The sequence below is a fragment of the Bacillus sp. V3-13 genome (assembly GCF_002860165.1).
Taxonomy (GTDB): Bacteria; Bacillota; Bacilli; order Bacillales; family Cytobacillaceae; genus Bacillus_BJ.
This window is the reverse complement of record NZ_PGUZ01000038.1, coordinates 48,848-66,410: the sequence shown is the minus strand read 5'-3', so window position 1 is coordinate 66,410 and position 17,563 is coordinate 48,848. Positions and strand designations below refer to the sequence as shown.

Annotated in this window: 15 protein-coding genes; all 15 read left to right on the top strand. The window is 37.9% G+C overall.

Annotated features, from left to right (window positions below; translation table 11 throughout):
* Positions 1-5: 5 nt before the first annotated feature.
* The 15 genes from CU633_RS14320 to xylB all read left to right on the top strand — a co-directional run bounded on the left by CU633_RS14320 (position 6) and on the right by xylB (position 17,526).
* Entirely contained in the window at positions 6-287 is a 282-nt protein-coding gene (locus CU633_RS14320) for a PTS sugar transporter subunit IIB (protein WP_101661275.1), read from the top strand.
* Between the two features lie 22 nt (positions 288-309).
* Entirely contained in the window at positions 310-1,680 is a 1,371-nt protein-coding gene (locus CU633_RS14315; protein ID WP_101661274.1) for a PTS ascorbate transporter subunit IIC, read from the top strand.
* A 32-nt stretch (positions 1,681-1,712) separates the two neighbouring features.
* Positions 1,713-2,564 (top strand): transketolase, encoded by an 852-nt coding sequence (locus CU633_RS14310; protein WP_101661273.1) that lies wholly within the window; start codon positions 1,713-1,715, stop codon positions 2,562-2,564.
* Complete coding sequence (locus tag CU633_RS14305) at positions 2,561-3,523, top strand: transketolase family protein (protein WP_257958804.1); 963 nt, start codon at positions 2,561-2,563, stop codon at positions 3,521-3,523. The genes CU633_RS14310 and CU633_RS14305 overlap by 4 nt, the downstream gene beginning before the upstream one ends.
* 548 nt (positions 3,524-4,071) lie before the next feature.
* On the top strand, positions 4,072-5,031 hold the full coding sequence (locus tag CU633_RS14300) for a sugar ABC transporter substrate-binding protein (protein WP_219620958.1): 960 nt from the start codon (positions 4,072-4,074) through the stop codon (positions 5,029-5,031).
* 165 nt (positions 5,032-5,196) lie between these two features.
* Complete coding sequence (locus tag CU633_RS14295) at positions 5,197-6,687, top strand: sugar ABC transporter ATP-binding protein (protein WP_101661272.1); 1,491 nt, start codon at positions 5,197-5,199, stop codon at positions 6,685-6,687.
* A gap of 1 nt (position 6,688) precedes the next feature.
* A complete protein-coding gene (locus CU633_RS14290; protein WP_101661271.1) occupies positions 6,689-7,690 on the top strand; it encodes an ABC transporter permease in 1,002 nt (333 codons plus the stop codon).
* Between the two features lie 78 nt (positions 7,691-7,768).
* Positions 7,769-8,785 (top strand): carbohydrate kinase family protein, encoded by a 1,017-nt coding sequence (locus CU633_RS14285; RefSeq protein WP_101661270.1) that lies wholly within the window; start codon positions 7,769-7,771, stop codon positions 8,783-8,785.
* A gap of 11 nt (positions 8,786-8,796) precedes the next feature.
* Positions 8,797-9,678, top strand: a complete 882-nt coding sequence (locus tag CU633_RS14280; protein ID WP_101661269.1) for a class II fructose-bisphosphate aldolase — start codon at positions 8,797-8,799, stop codon at positions 9,676-9,678.
* Between the two features lie 161 nt (positions 9,679-9,839).
* Positions 9,840-10,379: a D-lyxose/D-mannose family sugar isomerase gene (locus tag CU633_RS14275; protein ID WP_101661268.1), complete on the top strand. Its 540-nt coding sequence runs from the start codon at positions 9,840-9,842 to the stop codon at positions 10,377-10,379.
* A 363-nt stretch (positions 10,380-10,742) separates the two neighbouring features.
* Positions 10,743-11,450, top strand: a complete 708-nt coding sequence (gene araD / locus CU633_RS14270; RefSeq protein WP_101661267.1) for an L-ribulose-5-phosphate 4-epimerase — start codon at positions 10,743-10,745, stop codon at positions 11,448-11,450.
* Entirely contained in the window at positions 11,447-13,120 is a 1,674-nt protein-coding gene (locus CU633_RS14265) for a ribulokinase (RefSeq protein ID WP_101661266.1), read from the top strand. The genes araD and CU633_RS14265 overlap by 4 nt, the downstream gene beginning before the upstream one ends.
* A 32-nt stretch (positions 13,121-13,152) precedes the next feature.
* On the top strand, positions 13,153-14,637 hold the full coding sequence (gene araA, locus CU633_RS14260) for an L-arabinose isomerase (RefSeq protein WP_101661265.1): 1,485 nt from the start codon (positions 13,153-13,155) through the stop codon (positions 14,635-14,637).
* Between the two features lie 172 nt (positions 14,638-14,809).
* Entirely contained in the window at positions 14,810-15,940 is a 1,131-nt protein-coding gene (locus tag CU633_RS14255) for a GntR family transcriptional regulator (RefSeq protein ID WP_101661296.1), read from the top strand.
* An 86-nt stretch (positions 15,941-16,026) separates the two neighbouring features.
* Positions 16,027-17,526, top strand: a complete 1,500-nt coding sequence (xylB, locus tag CU633_RS14250) for a xylulokinase (RefSeq protein WP_101661264.1) — start codon at positions 16,027-16,029, stop codon at positions 17,524-17,526.
* Positions 17,527-17,563 lie beyond the last annotated feature (37 nt).

The window sequence follows — 17,563 nt, the reverse complement described above, 5'->3', positions numbered from 1 at the left end:
GCAAAATGAAAATTCTTGCGGTATGTGGATCAGGACTTGGAAGCAGTTTTATGCTCGAAATGAATGTCCAGGAGATTTTGGATGAGCTCGGCGTAAAGGGAGTGGAAGTCGGCCATTCAGACTTAAGCTCTGCGACACCGGACATGGCAGACTTTTTTATTGCGACAAAAGACATTGCTGAGGGAATGGCGCACTTGGGGGAGGTGGTGGTGATCGACAGTATCATCGACAAGGACGGTATTCGGGAAAAGCTTCAGCAAGTATTAAAAGCTAAAGGATTGTTGTAAAAAATTAAGGGAGGTTTTAGTCATGGGTGAGAGATTTCTTAAGTTAATGATGGATATTTTGAGCCAGCCTGCTGTGCTAATTGCACTAATCTCATTTATTGGCCTTGTTTTGCAGAAAAAGCCGGCAAGCGAAATTGTCAAGGGAACAACGAAATCATTCCTTGGATTTCTTGTAATTGCAGCTGGAGCAGGAATCCTGGTCGGCTCGCTTGAACCATTTGGAAAGATGTTTCAGGAAGCATTTAATGTCAATGGAGTCGTCCCTAATAATGAAGCAATTGTCGCAATGGCGCTCACTGAATATGGCAGTGCAACAGCACTTATTATGTTTTTTGGAATGCTTGCCAACATTTTGGTGGCCCGGTTTACGCCGTTAAAGTATATTTTCTTGACCGGACACCACACTTTATACATGGCTTGTATGCTGGCGATCATATTGGTCGTATCAGGTCTTGAAGGAATATCCCTGGTCATCGTCGGTTCGATCGCCCTCGGCTTGATCATGGCTATTTTCCCGGCCATTGCCCAGCCATTCATGAGAAAAATAGTCGGAAATGACAGTGTTGCCTTTGGCCATTTTTCAACTCTCGGTTATGCACTTTCCGGGCTGGTTGGAAAAATGGTAGGAAAAGGTTCCAGATCGACCGAAGACATTAAGTTTCCGAAGGGTCTCGGATTCTTGCGTGACAGTTCAGTTACCATTGCCTTGACGATGACGATTTTATACGTAATCATTGCCCTTTTTGCCGGTCCATCCTATGTGGAAACAGAACTGAGCAACGGAACTCATTATCTTGTATTCTCGATTATTCAAGCAGTCACATTTGCTGCCGGAGTATTTGTTATTCTCTCAGGTGTCCGTCTCGTTTTAGCTGAAATCGTACCTGCGTTTAAAGGGATCTCAAACAAGCTTGTACCGAACTCAAAGCCGGCACTTGACTGTCCAGTTGTGTTCCCATATGCACCAAATGCCGTATTAATCGGATTTTTCTGCAGCTTCATTGGCGGGATTGTAGGGATGGCTATTCTTGGAGCGGCAGGCGCGGTCATCATTTTACCGGGTGTTGTGCCACACTTTTTCACAGGGGCGACAGCCGGAGTATTTGGAAACGCAACCGGTGGAATTCGCGGGGCCACACTTGGGTCCTTTGCTAACGGTCTGCTGATCACCTTCCTGCCTGTATTTCTAATGCCTGTCCTCGGTGATCTGGGATTTGCAAATACAACCTTCTCAGACAGTGACTTTGGGGCAGCAGGCATTCTTCTTGGAAATGTCGCGAACTCCTTTGGAAGTACAGGTGTAACCATCCTTGTTATCGGCATAGCCTTACTGGCTGTTGTTTTTGGATTCATGCGAAAGTCAAAAGATGACAACAAGCAAATTCAAGCATAGGACACAGAATCGCTTGCTTAAGGAGGTTAAGCATGATCACATCAATGGAACATCTTGAAACCTTCCGTGACGAAATCCGCTTATTAACGTTAAAAGAATTGCATCATTTGGGTTTTGGCCACTATGGAGGAAGCTTGTCAATTGTGGAGGCCCTTGCCGTTTTATACGGCGAGGTTCTCCAGATTAATCCACGGGATCCAAAATGGGAAGGCAGAGATTATTTTATCCTTTCAAAAGGCCATGGAGGTCCAGCCTATTATGCGGCTCTGTCGCTGAAAGGATTTTTCCCTGAGGAAATCCTTTATACATTAAACCAGAATGGAACGACGCTACCATCTCATCCAGACCGGAATTTAACTCCTGGTGTTGATATGACAACCGGATCTCTCGGGCAAGGAATATCTGCAGCAGTTGGCGCAGCTCTGTCCCATAAGCTTTCCGGAATGGAAAACTACACGTTCACCATTGTCGGTGACGGTGAATTAAATGAAGGGCAATGCTGGGAAGCCTTTCAGTTTGCGGCTCATCATAAGCTAAACCGGTTATTTGTGTTTGTGGATGATAATAAAAAGCAGCTCGACGGCCCAACGAAGGACATCATCGATCCGCTGGATTTTGCCGCGAAGTTCCAGGCATTTGGCTTTTTTACAATAAAGGTGGACGGCAGTTCATTAGAAGAAATCCTGGATGCCATTAAACGCGGAAAGAACCAGATGGACAAACCGGTTGCCATCATCTTAGATACGATAAAAGGACAGGGAGTTCCTTATTTGGAGGAAAAAGCCGACAATCATCATCTCCGGCCCAACAACGAGGATGAACAAGCGATTTTAGAAGCAATCGACCACTTGGAAAGAAAAATCGGGAGGGTGGTGGAACGGTGATACAAGCGGCCTCGAAGCAATACGAAACAGAAAAGATTGAAATGCGGCAAATGTACGCAAATACGATTCTGGAGTTAGCCCGAAATAATCCGAAAATCATTGCCCTTGAAGCTGACCTGATGAGCGCCATCAGCACAAATAAAATTCTTAAGGAAATTCCCAATCAGCTCATTAACTGCGGAATCATGGAAGCCAATATGACAGGAGTGGCCGCAGGGCTTTCGCTCACCGGTAAAATTCCTTTCGTCCACACTTTTGCACAATTTGCGACAAGGCGAGCCTTTGACCAATTGTTTGTATCTGGTGCGTATGCGCGGCTGAATATAAAAATACTGGGCTCTGATTCGGGCGTTACTGCTGAACACAACGGCGGGACTCACATGGCTTTTGAAGATCTCGGGCTTGTCCGCCTTATTCCCAATGCAACCGTATATGAGGTAAGCGATTCTGCGATGCTTGGTTATTTATTGAGAAAAGTTGCTCATGAATATGGGATTCATTATATCCGCACTATCCGAAAAAATGCGATTAAAATTTATGATGAACAGGAGACATTTGAAACATGTAAGGGCAAAGTTTTGCGTGAAGGAAAAGATGTTACGATCATCGCAAGCGGCATTATGGTGGCCGAGTCATTGCAAGCTGCAGACGAGCTGCTCGCAGGCGGCATAGAAGCAACCGTCATTGATATGTTTTCCATAAAACCAATCGATACAGACCTTATTGTCAAATACTCCGAGAGGACTAAAGCGGTGGTAACTGCCGAAAATCATAACGTCATTGGCGGGCTTGGCAGTGCGGTTGCTGAAGTATTGAGTGAACAGTGCCCGACACCACTGAGAAGAATTGGAGTAAAAGAGCAATTCGGACAGGTCGGGAAAACGGAATATTTGAAGGAGTACTATAAATTAACCTCAAAAGATATTGCAAATGCAGTGAAAGAAATAGTAAATAAATGATAAGCAACCACCCAGCGGGTGGTTGCTTATTCACTTTGTTGTCTGAAGAACGGTATTGGATGATATTTTCCGAACAGTCGTATATTGCGGTCACTGTTAGACTTAACTGCATTTATACGCGTAGATGTACATACATGTTTAAGAGAAAAATTTATTTTTCTTCGATTTATCATAAATCTCTTGAAAACTTATACGTACATATATATAATGTGGGTATGGAAAAGAGTAAATGACTTTGAAACTACATATTAATCTTATATTACTGTGTTTTTTTTTTCAATAAACCGTAAAATGAAAACGCTTTAACGGATTGTATGCAGCTTTTATTAGAATACTATAAGTTATGTTTTTAAATAGGTTATCCGTATAAATTAAAAGTCCAAAACAACTCTTTAATACGAAATCATGTTCCATACGTAATAGATTAGTAAACTAAAATTTCAAAAAAATGATTGAATTTTTTAATCATTTTATTTCAACCATATGTTAAATCACATCTGTGATTTTAATATAAAATTTATGAAAAATTTAAGCGAGGGGGCATTACATTGAGAAAATTTATGTCTTTATTCTTAGTTGCATTACTAACTTTGGGATTAGCCGCATGTAACAATAAGGAAGGGGCTAGTGGTTCTGGAGAAAAAGAATCTGATGATCAAATCGTTTTTGGTTACACTTCTATGACACAGAATAACCCATTCTTCCAAGTACTTGAAGAATCTATTCGCAAGAAAGTAGAGGCAAATGGCGATAAGCTTATTACAACTAACCCGGCAATGGACGTATCACTACAAATTAATCAGATTGAAGATATGATTGCACAGGGAATTGATGCAATATTCTTAAATCCAGTTGATTGGGAAGGGATTAGGCCTGCTCTAGTTATGCTAGAAGAAGCCGGTATACCGATCATTAACTATGATACAGAAGTTAAAGATTTTGATTATGTTACCGCTTACGTTGGTTCTGATAATAAAAATGCAGGTAGAGTTGCCGGGGAAGATTTAGTAAAAAGATTTCCTGACGGTGGAAAGATAGCAATCCTTGATAGCCCAACTATGAACTCTATTAATGATAGAATCGATGGATTTATGGAAGCGATTAAAGGGAAAAATTTTGAAATAGTTGCACAACAAGATGCTAAAGGGGATTTAGAAACAGCTCTGGATATCACAGAAGATATCCTTCAAGCGCACCCTGATATTATCGCTATAATGGGCGGAAATGATCCAACAGCTTTAGGTGCTTTAGCAGCTGCAAAAGCTGCCAACGTTACCGACATCGCCATATATGGAGTGGATGGATCTCCAGATGCAAAGGCTGCCATTGCTGAAGGTGGACCATTTGTAGGAACAGGGGCTCAGTCACCAATTTCAATTGGAGAGCAGTCTGTTGAAGTTGCATACAAAGTGCTAAAAGATGAAGACTTTGAAAAGAGAACTCCGGTAGAAACATTTTTAATCAATAAAGATAATGTTGATGAATATGGTGTAGATGGTTGGCAGTAAGAAGTAGTTTATAATGTTTAGATTAGTGGGTGGCTCAAAACATGAGTGTCAGCCTTCTTGGTACATAAATATAGTAAGGAAATAAATGAAAGCGCTATATTTTGTACTGGAATCCGGAAGCAGATACTTATGAGTCACCCTTTATCATTAAACGAGGTGGAATATATGAGCAGCAAACTGTTGGAAATGACTGGTGTAAATAAGCGATTTCCTGGGGTTTATGCTTTAAAGGGTGTTGATTTCGAACTGAAAAGTGGAGAGGTCCATGCGCTTCTTGGAGAAAATGGTGCAGGTAAATCAACACTAATGAAAATACTTGGAGGTATTTATAGCATAGACGAAGGGAAGATCTTTATTGAAGGCAATGAGGTCCAGATCAATGGTGTAAAAGATGCGCAAAAATATGGAATAAGCCTCATTCACCAAGAAATCGTATTAGTCCCTTATTTATCGATAGCAGAAAACATCTATTTAGGTCGTGAACCTTTAACAAAAACAGGTTTTATTGATAAAAGTACAATGTTTGAAAATGCTCAAAAATTTTTAAATGATTTCGATTTACAGTTATCTGCAAGAACCCCCATCAAAAAACTAACCGTTGCTCAACAACAAATGATAGAAATCATAAAAGCTGTATCTTTTAATTCCAAGATAATCGTAATGGATGAACCAACCTCTTCACTAACTGAAAAAGAGGTAGATTTCTTATTTAAAACCATTAGAAACTTAAAAGAACAAGGCGTTGGAATTGTTTATATCTCCCATAGAATGAATGAATTATTTGAGATCACTGATAGAATCACTGTCATGCGAGATGGCACCTATATAGGAACAGTTTATACCAAAGATACTAAAAACGAAAAACTAATATCGATGATGGTTGGTCGGGAATTAACCAATTACTATGTTAGGGACTTTTCATCTACAGGTGAATGTGTCTTGAAGGTCAGTAATTTAACGAAGAAAGGTGTTTTAGAAAATGCCAATTTTGAATTAATGAAAGGTGAGATACTTGGTTTTTCAGGATTAGTTGGTGCCGGCAGATCTGAACTTATGAAGTGCATATTTGGTCTGGACTCATTTGAACGCGGAGAAATATTTGTAAATGGGGAAAAAGCAACGATTAAAAATCCTAATGATGCAATAAGAAATGGAATTGCTTATGTAACGGAAAATCGTAAAGAAGAAGGATTATTCTTAATACAATCTGTTCAATACAATATCACTATTAGGATATTACATGAATTTATAAAACTCTTTAAGGTTAATTCTAAATATGAAAATAAAGAAACAAATAATTACATAAAGGAATTATCTATAAAGACACCAAGCCCAGATCAGGAAGTAAAAAATTTAAGTGGCGGTAATCAACAAAAGGTATTGATTTCAAGATGGTTAGCAACGAAACCGCGAGTTTTAATTCTTGATGAACCAACAAGAGGTGTTGATGTTGGCGCAAAGGCAGAAATTTATTCTATTATGAACAGATTAGTAAATGAAGGTGTTTCGATCATCATGATTTCCTCTGAGCTGCCTGAAGTAATAAACATGAGCGATAGAGTTGCAGTCATGTATAAGGGGAAGATTCAGACTATCTTAAATAAAGATAAGTTTAGTCAAGAAACGATCATGCATTACGCTACTGGGGGTAATTAATATGTCTCAAGTGACTTATAACATTGAAAACAAAAAAGACAATTTCCTTCTACATTTTGGTTCTGGTATTAAAAATTTTGTTCGAGACAATATCGGTATAATCTTAGGGCTTCTAGTTTTGTGTATCATCATATCTGTAATCAATCCCAATTTTTTAACATCCAATAATCTATTAAATGTATTAAGGCAAACATCTACAAATTTATATTTGGCATTGGCAATGACAATGATCATTATTTTGGGCGGTATTGACCTTTCTGTTGGTTCCATAATGGCCGTAGTTGGTGTTGTGACAACTGCGTTAATCGCCTTTTTGGGAGCTCCTGTTTTAATAGCAGTGGCTGCGGGTCTTTTAGTCGGTATATTATTTGGTGCTGTGAACGGTTATGTAGTAGCTACTACAGTGATTCCTCCATTTATTGTTACCCTGGCCACGATGAATATAGCGAGGGGAGCCGCATATGTCTTGACTGATGGGAAACCGGTCAGGGTTATGTCAGAATCTTTTAACTCTATTGGATCTGGTTATATTGGGGGAGTATTGCCTACACCAGTATTATATTTAATTATTATTTTAATAGTATGTTATTTAATCATGAATAAAACCAGGCTTGGTCGATATATGTATGCAGTGGGCGGAAATGCGGAAGCTGCTAAATTCTCTGGTATTAATATCAAAAAAATAAAGTTCTTTGCTTATACATTTAGTGGGTTAATGGCTGCTGTAGCGGGTATCGTTCTTGCCTCACGAATGTTCTCCGGGCAGCCAACTGCGGGAAATGCAGCAGAACTGGACGCGATTGCCGCTGTTGTTTTAGGTGGAACAAGTATGACAGGTGGATACGGCAGAATAGGTGGCACTGTAATAGGGGCACTCATCATTGGAGTACTTAGTAATGGATTAAACCTAATGGGAGTAAGCTCATTTTGGCAATATATTGTAAAAGGCATAGTCATTTTAGTTGCAGTTTACGCCGATGTCATTAAAAAAAGAAAGTCATAGTCGAACAATATCACTGTTTAGGTAGTTATACTGCTTAATCTAGAAATAGATAGACTGTGATACTAAGTAGGTGATCAATTGAAAGAGGGAATTGCGGTTGCAGGTACAATAGCGGTGGATGAAATTAAAAGAATCGATCGATACCCGAATAAATCCGAACTAACAACAATACAAAGTATTGGAAGGTCAATTGGTGGAGCAGTCTCTAATTGCTCTGTTACTTTGGCTAAAATTGATCATAACTTACCGATTGAAATAGTAACTCTTATTGGCGACGATGAAAAAGGAAATTTTCTGAAAGAGAGATTGGGAGAATATAAAAATATTGATATGAATCAAGTGAAAGTGATTGGAGATACTCCTTTTACTGATGTGATTCAGGATGAGTTTGATCATAGCAGGACCTTTTTTGCATACAGAGGAAATTCAATTTTATTTGACGAGAATACCATTCAATTAGAAAAATTAACTTCGAAGATTTTACATATTGCATATATCCTGCTATTAGAATCTTTAGATCAAGAAGACAGTGTATATGGAACAAAGATGGCAAAGGTTTTGAAACAAGCGCAAGACTTAGGAATTAAGACATCAATAGACATTGTTAGTGAAAATAGTAATAGGTATGAACAAATTGTACCACCAAGTTTAAAGTATACAAACTATTGTGTCATAAATGAACTCGAAGCAGGTAAAAGTGTTGGCATTAACTTAAGAGATACGGATGGAGAATTAATCACTCACAATATTAAAAAGGTTCTATTTAAGTTGAAAGAATTAGGAGTAAAGGACTGGGTTGTGATCCATACACCGGAAGGCAGTTTCGGATTTGATGGAATAAATTTATATAGTACCCCATCCTTATTGATAGATCATAGATTAATTAAGGGAACAGTCGGTGCAGGGGATGCTTATGTTTCCGGTGTTTTATATGGGGCTTTAAAAGGCTTGGACCTTCCTGGATCAATGAAGTTAGGTACCGCAGCTGCAGCCTCTTCATTATTTGAGGAGGATAGCACTTCAGGAGTCCGAAGTTACGAACAATTAATTACGATGTATGAGGAATATCCAAAAAAAGACGAAATAAAAATTTAAAGGAGGATATCATGTTAGTTACTTTAAACGAGATTTTATCTAAAGCTGAAGCTGGAAATTACGCAGTAGGTGCTTTTAATTCACCTACTTTGGAATCAGTAAGGGCTGTGACAGAAGCGGCAGAAGAATTGCAAGCTCCAATTATATTGTCACATGCAGAAGTGCATAATGAAATTATCCCGCTCGAAATAATGGGGCCGATCCTGGTTGATTTTGCAAAAAGAGCCAATGTTCCTGTGGCTGTCCACCTTGATCATGGAACAAATCTAGAAATAGTAAAACAGGCAATAGATATAGGCTTTAGTTCAGTAATGATTGATGCTTCTCATATGAAATATGAAGATAATATTAGAACAGTAGAAGAAGTAGTTGAATATGCTCATAAAAATAATGTTTCGGTAGAAGCTGAACTTGGAGTGATGACTTCTTCAGGAATCGGAGGAGAAGAGTCGGCAGGAGGAGAGTTATACGGTCAAGGTGAATCAGTGGATTATTATACAGATCCATTAATCGCAAAGGACTTTGTTGAGAAAACGGACATCGATGCGTTAGCTGCATCTTTCGGTACAGTTCATGGAATTTATATCAAAGAACCCAATCTTGATTTTGATAGGCTCAAAGCGATTTACAAAAACATTCAAAGACCAGTTGTGATGCATGGTGGTTCAGGATTAAGTATAGAAGATTATGTAAAGGCAATTAATTCTGGTGTCAGAAAAATAAATTATTATAGTTATGCTGCAAAAGCTGGCGCACACGCAGTCAAAGAGTATATAGATCAAAATTCAAATCTTTTCTATCATGACTTTACAGTAGTCGCAAAAGAAGCAATTAAAAAAGATGTTAAAAGAGCTATGGAAATCTTCTTGAACAAAGGCGCAGTATTAAGATAATATTTAAATTCAAGAATAAGTCGATTTAGGGGGTTACAAGCTTGTCGCCTCCGTTTTGTTGGATTTGGGGTGATTTTGCACCTTCTTATTCAATCAATCTAAAAATTAGAGTGAGAATTTAGCTATTTTATGAATCTCGTGCTTACAAGGAGGAGAGAAGATTGGAACGGCAAGAATATGAAAGAATAAAAGTCGAGGCTTTAGAGTTATTTAATAGGGCAAACATAGTGCTGACGGAAGATGAGAAAGAGAATTTAGAAGTTGCAGATTTTGGACTTAATAAAATAGAAGATACCGGATTGCAATTGATTACTTATGTAAACACAAATCAAGTTTGCGCCAAGGAACTAGCCTTACTGCCATATCAAACCTGTCCGGAGCACAAACATCCAAAGAGGGAATTTGATGATGGAAAAGAAGAGACCTTTAGATGTCGATACGGAAACGTATATCTATATGTAGAAGGAGAAGAAACAGAAAATAGAGCTACTCATCCGCCTCAAGGGGATGAAAATTATTACACTGCTTTTAAAGAAGTAATATTATATCCAGGAGAGCAATATACCATTTATCCTAATACTCTTCATTGGTTTAAAGCAGGGAGTGAAGGAGCTGTAGTCTCTGAATTTTCGACAAGAAGTACAGATGAAGATGATATATTTACAGATCCTAGAATCAAAAGAATACCGGAAATATATTAACTCCTTTTATATATATTGGATATATTTGTAAACACGCAGTGGGATGGGGGGGATTCCTCCATTTTTTTTTTTTGAACAATTTAGGTCAAAAGAAGATATATTGGCACAGTTTATTTTAAATAAACATGGAATTATCTGTACAAAATAATTATAAGTCATTGAATGTACGTACGAATTATTATAAAATAAGTATAAATAAGAAATTTGTTCGTATAACTTATAAGCGTTAATACTAGTTAATAAGGTACATGAACACGAATTTTATAATAAATGTTTTTAATAGTACTAGGAGAAGAAGTTATCAAAGATAAAATACCAAGAAATTTAACTTAAACTTTAAATTTTGAAAGGTGTTGATTCATAGTGTTAGAGGATTTAAAAGTGCAAGTATTAGAGGCTAACCTATCGCTTCCTAAATTCGGATTAGTGACTTTTACTTGGGGAAATGTAAGCGGTATCAATAGAGATGAAGGGCTAATAGTCATTAAACCAAGTGGAGTAGCTTATGATGAGATGAAAATTGAGGATCTAGTTGTCCTGGATTTGGAGGGAAAGGTAGTGGAAGGTCATTTAAAACCGTCTTCCGACACTGCAACACATGTAATTTTATATAAAAATTTTACGGATATAGGAGGAATTGTCCACACCCATTCCCCGTGGGCAACAACATGGGCCCAAACCGGGAGAGCGATTCCTGCCCTAGGAACTACTCATGCAGACTACTTTAATGGAACGATTCCATGTACCAGATCTTTGACCAAAGAGGAAATTGAAGGAGAATATGAGCTTGAAACTGGAAATGTCATTATAGAAACGTTTAAAGATATAAATCCAAACGAAATACCAGGTGTTCTCGTACATAATCACGCACCATTTAATTGGGGAAAAGATCCTTTAGACGCTGTACATAATTCAGTAGTTTTAGAGGAGTGTGCAAAGATGGCTTATCATACCTATCAATTAAATCCGAACTTAATGTCTATGGATCAAATTTTACTAGAAAAACATTTTTATAGAAAACATGGCGCGAATGCTTATTATGGCCAGAATATCGAGAGGGATAAACTATGACAAAAAAATATTCTATAGGAATAGACTATGGAACTCAGTCCGGACGTGCGGTTTTAGTATCACTTTCTGATGGTAAAGAAATCGCTGATCATGTAACACCATATAGACATGGTGTTATTGATAATGTTCTCCCGGGGTCAGGGCTGGAGTTAGGGCATGAGTGGGCTCTTCAACATCCATATGATTATATAGAGGTTATTAAAAATTCCGTCCCGGCTGTACTAAAAGAATCTGGAATCGATCCAAAACTCGTTATCGGAATTGGAATTGACTTTACAGCATGTACGATGTTACCAGTCGATCAATTTATGCAGCCCCTTTGTTTTCGAGAAGAATTTAAAGCAAATCCCCACAGTTGGGTAAAACTTTGGAAACACCATGCTGCACAACATGAAGCTAATAAAATTAATGAACTTGCTGAACAAAGAGGTGAGAAATTCTTGCCTCGATATGGTGGAAAAATCTCATCAGAATGGATGATTGCGAAAATTTGGCAAATTCTTGATGAAGCTCCAAAAATCTACGATGAAACAGATAAATTTGTCGAAGCAACGGACTGGGTCATTTCACAATTGACGGGAAATCTTATCCGTAATAGTTGTACAGCAGGTTATAAAGCGATCTGGCATAAACAGGACGGTTATCCTAGTAGGGAGTTCTTTAAAGCACTGGATCCCCGCCTCGAAAATTTAACGGATACAAAACTTCGGGGGGAAGTAGTTTCAGTTGGAACAAAAGCTGGGACACTTACAGAAGAAATGGCACAACTTACCGGATTACCACGTGGAATTGCTGTGGCTGTTGGGAATGTAGATGCCCATGCAGCTGTACCTGCAATGGGTGTAGTTGAACCAGGGAAAATGGTCATGGCGATGGGTACTTCAATCTGTCACATGTTGCTGGGTACGGCGGAAAAAGAAATAGAAGGAATGTGTGGTGTTGTCGAGGACGGAATAATTCCTGGATTATATGGTTATGAAGCAGGACAATCAGCAGTAGGGGATATTTTTGAATGGTATGTTGAGGAAGGGGTACCTGCTTATGTTCAAAAAGCTGCCGCAGAACAGGGATTAAACGTCCATCAGTATTTAGAACAAAAAGCTTCTGAATATAAACCAGGCGAAAGTGGTTTACTATCACTGGATTGGTGGAATGGTAATCGTTCCGTATTAGTTGACACTGAACTAGGTGGGCTTTTACTTGGAATGACATTACAAACAGAGTCTGAAGAAATTTACCGTGCCTTATTAGAAGCTACTGCTTTTGGTACGAGAACGATTGTTGATGCGTTTAATAAAAATGGAATAGAAGTAAACGAACTATATGCTTGTGGAGGACTGCCACAAAAAAATCAACTGTTAATGCAAATATACGCAGATGTTACCAATCTCCCGATTAAAATTGCTGCTTCCAAACATACTCCAGCACTTGGGGCGGCAATGTTTGCTGCCGTAGCAGCAGGTAAGGAAGCTGGCGGTTACGACACAATTTTAGAAGCTGCAGAAAAAATGGCCCGGGTAAAAGACGAAGTTATTCGACCAATACCAGAAAATGTAGTAATCTATGGTAAAATATATGAAGAGTACAAACGCTTACATGATTATTTTGGCCGTGGTGAAAATGATGTCATGAAAAGATTGAAGTCACTTCGGACATTTGCAACTAAATAACTGCTATATTGCGAATATCTGGGGGGTTTATAATGTTACAAGTGGGGCCTTATAAATTTTGGTTTGTTACAGGTAGTCAGCATTTGTACGGAGAAGACGTTTTATTAGAAGTTGAAAAAAACTCGAGAAGTATTATTGATGTTTTAAACCGTAAGGGTAATCTTCCACACGAAATTGAATTTAAGGGTGTATTAACGACATCAAATGATGTTTATAAACTAATTTTAGAAGCTAATTCAAGTGATAATTGTGCTGGTTTAGTTACATGGATGCATACTTTTTCACCAGGGAAAATTTGGATTGTCGGCTTATCGATACTACAAAAACCATTACTCCATTTGCATACACAATTCAATCGGGATATCCCTTGGGAATCTATTGATATGAATTTTATGAACCTAAATCAATCTGCCCACGGTGACCGTGAATATGGTTACATAGTCACACGTTTGAAAATTCCAAGAAAAGTTATGGTTGGCTATTGGAAACATGACGATGTCCAGAAAAAAATCCGGGATTGGATGAAAACAGCAGTTACCGTCTTAGAAAGCCGTAATATTAGAGTGGCCCGTTTTGGAGATAATATGAGGAACGTCGCAGTTACTGAAGGGGATAAAATTGAAGCACAAATAAAATTTGGCTGGACGGTAGACTACTATGGTATCGGCGATTTAGTTGAAAAGATGAAAGAAATTACAGAGGAACAGATAGATTGCCTTCTTGAGGAATACAAAGAGTTGTATGAAATGGAGCCGGAAAGCTTAGTACCCGGTCCTCTTCTAGATTCAATTAAGGAACAAGCACGCATTGAATTGGGATTAAAAGCATTTTTGCAAGAGGGAAATTATACTGCTTTTACAACAAACTTTGAAGACTTGCATGGTATGAAACAATTACCCGGACTTGCTGCACAACATCTAATGGCCGAAGGATATGGCTTTGCGGGTGAAGGAGACTGGAGAACTGCTGCTCTAACCCGTCTTTTAAAAATCATGTCTGACAATAAAGATACATCCTTTATGGAAGATTATACATACCATCTGGATCCGAATAACGAAATGATCCTTGGTTCACACATGCTTGAGATATGTCCGACAATTTCAGCCACAAAGCCCAAAATTATTGTACGACCTCTCAGTATTGGTGGTAAAGAAGATCCGGCAAGACTTGTATTTGACGGCAAAGCTGGAGAAGGAATTGTGGCGTCTTTGGTAGAATTAGGTGGTCGTTTTCGACTTGTTATTAACGAAATCAGTGCAGTTCAGCCGACTATTGCAACCCCTAACCTTCCAGTTGCAAAGGTACTTTGGAAACCACTACCATCATTGGCTACAGCCACTGAGGCATGGATTTATTCAGGGGGAGCTCATCATACAGTTTTTTCCTTGTCTGTAACGAAGGAGCAACTATATGACTTTGCTGAAATGAGTAGTATTGAATGTGTTATCATAGATCAACAGACTGTTATTGATAGACTCAGACATGATCTTAAAATTAATGAAGTGATTTGGACATAATCTAAATAAGATTGAATACTGTTTATGTGGGTAAGCTTATATTCTATTTTTAGTTGAGCATTGCATATATATTTCTTTATGGTTTGACTTTTAAAGCAACTTGTACGAATATGTTTTATGCCAACTTAAATGATTAACGAGGTGTAGTTTTGTGGCTGAAACTAAGTATAAGATGATAAAAGGATGGATTAGGTCGAAAATTTTAGATGGAACGTATGCGCCTAATCAAAAAATTAACTCTGAAAGTGAATTAATGAAACAGTTTGATGTTAGCCGCCATACGGTAAGAATTGCCATCGCTGAATTAGTAAGTGAAGGCTGGTTATATACAGAGCAAGGTGCTGGTACCTTTTGTGCCGATCGTTCATCTATTCAAAAAGAAGCACCTGAATCTAAGCAAAAAAAGATCGCGATTATTACAACTTATATCTCTGATTATATATTTCCCTCGATTATTCGTGGGGCTGAAGCCGAAATAAGCAAAGAAGGGTATCAAGTTAGCCTATTCAGTACAAATAATGATCATGAAAACGAAAAACGCATCTTAGAAATAATCATATCACAACGATTTGATGGTGCTATTATTGAGGCGACAAAAAGTGCTACCGCGAATCCCAATATTAACTACTATTTAAATTTGGAATCATTAGGAATACCCTACATTATGATCAATGCTTATTATGATGAACTTGAACCCGTAAGTGTAATTGTAGACGATGAAAAAGGAGGGTACTTACAAACAGAGCATTTAATAAAATTAGGGCACCGAGATATCGCAGGTTTTTTTAAAACAGATGATATGCAAGGTGTGAAACGAATGAAAGGTTTTATAAAAGCACTCCGGGTGTACGGAATTCCGATTAATTCAAAAAATATAATCACCTATAATACCTTTGAAAAATTGTCTAAGCCTGCGGAATTATTAAAAAAAATGTTAGATTCAGAGGTTGAAAAACCAACAGGGCTTGTCTGTTATAATGATGAATTGGTTATTAAATTACTTGATGTTATCAGGCAAAAAGAGATGAGCGTACCTGAAGACATATCGATTGTAGGCTTCGATAATTCATTTTTGGCAGAAGTTTCTGAAGTGAAACTCACAACAATTGAACATCCAAAATGTGAACTAGGGAAATTGGCTTCGAAAATGATGTTGGAAATGATTTCAAAAGGAAAAGGCTCCAAGCAAGGGAATATAGTAGAATCTTTTGTATTCGAACCAAAAGTTATTCTTAGGAACTCCACTAAAAGCATAGTGACGGCCGACGCCAAAGTTCAATCGGACGAAGTAAATGTTGAATGAATGATCCAAAGCTGATTCAGTGTGCTGGAATGAAGTTTTCCAGCACTTTTTCACTATGATTAAAAACCAAGAATAGGGTGATAAAAGTGAAATATGTAATCGGTATTGATTTAGGTACAAGTGCTGTAAAAGTTTTATTAATTAATCAACAAGGTGAGGTTTCTGGAGAAGTATCAAAGTCCTATCCTTTATTAACAGAAAAGTCTGGTTATAGTGAACAAAATCCAGAAGAGTGGGTAAACAAAACGATTAAAGCATTAAAGGAATTAATTGCAGGTTTTGATGGGTCATCAGAGAATATTGAGGGAATAAGTTTTTCGGGGCAAATGCATGGTCTTGTATTACTGGATAAGGATCATCAAGTTCTTCGCAATGCTATTCTCTGGAATGATACACGTACAACGAAACAGTGTCAGGACATTTACGAACTTGTAGGAGAAGACCGGTTATTAACAATTACTAAAAATCCTGCACTGGAGGGCTTTACCCTGCCCAAAATATTGTGGGTAAAAGAAAATGAACCAAGTATTTTTGAAAAGGCTTCCACATTTTTATTGCCTAAAGACTATTTACGTTATCGGTTAACCAGTCAAATTCATAGTGAATATTCAGATGCAGCCGGAACATTACTACTCAATGTAGGCGAGAAAAAGTGGAGCAGCGAAATATGCGATGCAGTTGGGCTTGATATTAATCTTTGTCCCCCTTTATTAGAATCTCATGATTTCGTTGGGACAATTACACCAGAGATAGCCAGTCAAACAGGTCTATCCGAAGCAACGAAGGTATTTGCAGGTGGCGCTGATAATGCGTGTGGCGCAATTGGATCTGGAATTTTAGAAGAAGGAAAAACATTATGTAGTATTGGAACCTCTGGTGTTGTCCTTTCTTACGAGGAAAGTAATGACAGGGATTTTCAAGGCAAGGTTCACTATTTCAATCATGGTAAAGAAGATGCATTTTATACGATGGGTGTAACGTTAGCGGCAGGCTATAGCCTAAGTTGGTTTAAGGATACATTCGCTGCGAACGAGGACTTCGATGTAATGTTACATGGATTAGAGGATGTTCCGATTGGAGCAAATGGTCTTTTATTTACTCCATACATAGTAGGTGAAAGAACTCCCTATGCTGATGCGTTAATAAGAGGGAGTTTTATCGGGATGGATGCTTCACACAAAAGAATTGACTTTGCTAGAGCCGTTATTGAAGGAATAACGTTTTCATTGAATGAATCTATTGAAATTTTTAGCGAAAGTAGAAAGAACATCGATTCCATTGTCTCAATAGGTGGAGGAGCTAAGAATGAGACTTGGCTACAAATTCAAGCAGATATTTTTAATGCAAAAATCCAAAAGCTTTCAAGTGAACAAGGTCCTGGTATTGGTGCAGCAATGCTTGCTGCATACGGTTGTGGTTGGTACTCTTCTTTAAAAGAATGTGCAGATATATTCACACAATCAGTTAAAATCTATGAACCAATCGAAGAGAATGTTAAAAAATATAAAGAATTATTCTCACTTTATAAATTGGTCTATCAACAAACAAAAGAGTTAAACAAAAAACTTAGTCGTTTTAGGAAATAAAAATTAAGTGGTTTTCATGTTGAAATTTTGTAATCAG

Coding starts and splice junctions, on each gene's coding strand:
- CU633_RS14320 (WP_101661275.1), top strand. CDS start 6: ATGAAAATTCTTGCGGTATGTGGATCAGGACTTGGAAGCAGTTTTATG.
- CU633_RS14315 (WP_101661274.1), top strand. CDS start 310: ATGGGTGAGAGATTTCTTAAGTTAATGATGGATATTTTGAGCCAGCCT.
- CU633_RS14310 (WP_101661273.1), top strand. CDS start 1,713: ATGATCACATCAATGGAACATCTTGAAACCTTCCGTGACGAAATCCGC.
- CU633_RS14295 (WP_101661272.1), top strand. CDS start 5,197: ATGAGCAGCAAACTGTTGGAAATGACTGGTGTAAATAAGCGATTTCCT.
- CU633_RS14290 (WP_101661271.1), top strand. CDS start 6,689: ATGTCTCAAGTGACTTATAACATTGAAAACAAAAAAGACAATTTCCTT.
- CU633_RS14280 (WP_101661269.1), top strand. CDS start 8,797: ATGTTAGTTACTTTAAACGAGATTTTATCTAAAGCTGAAGCTGGAAAT.
- CU633_RS14265 (WP_101661266.1), top strand. CDS start 11,447: ATGACAAAAAAATATTCTATAGGAATAGACTATGGAACTCAGTCCGGA.
- araA (WP_101661265.1), top strand. CDS start 13,153: ATGTTACAAGTGGGGCCTTATAAATTTTGGTTTGTTACAGGTAGTCAG.
- CU633_RS14255 (WP_101661296.1), top strand. CDS start 14,810: ATGATAAAAGGATGGATTAGGTCGAAAATTTTAGATGGAACGTATGCG.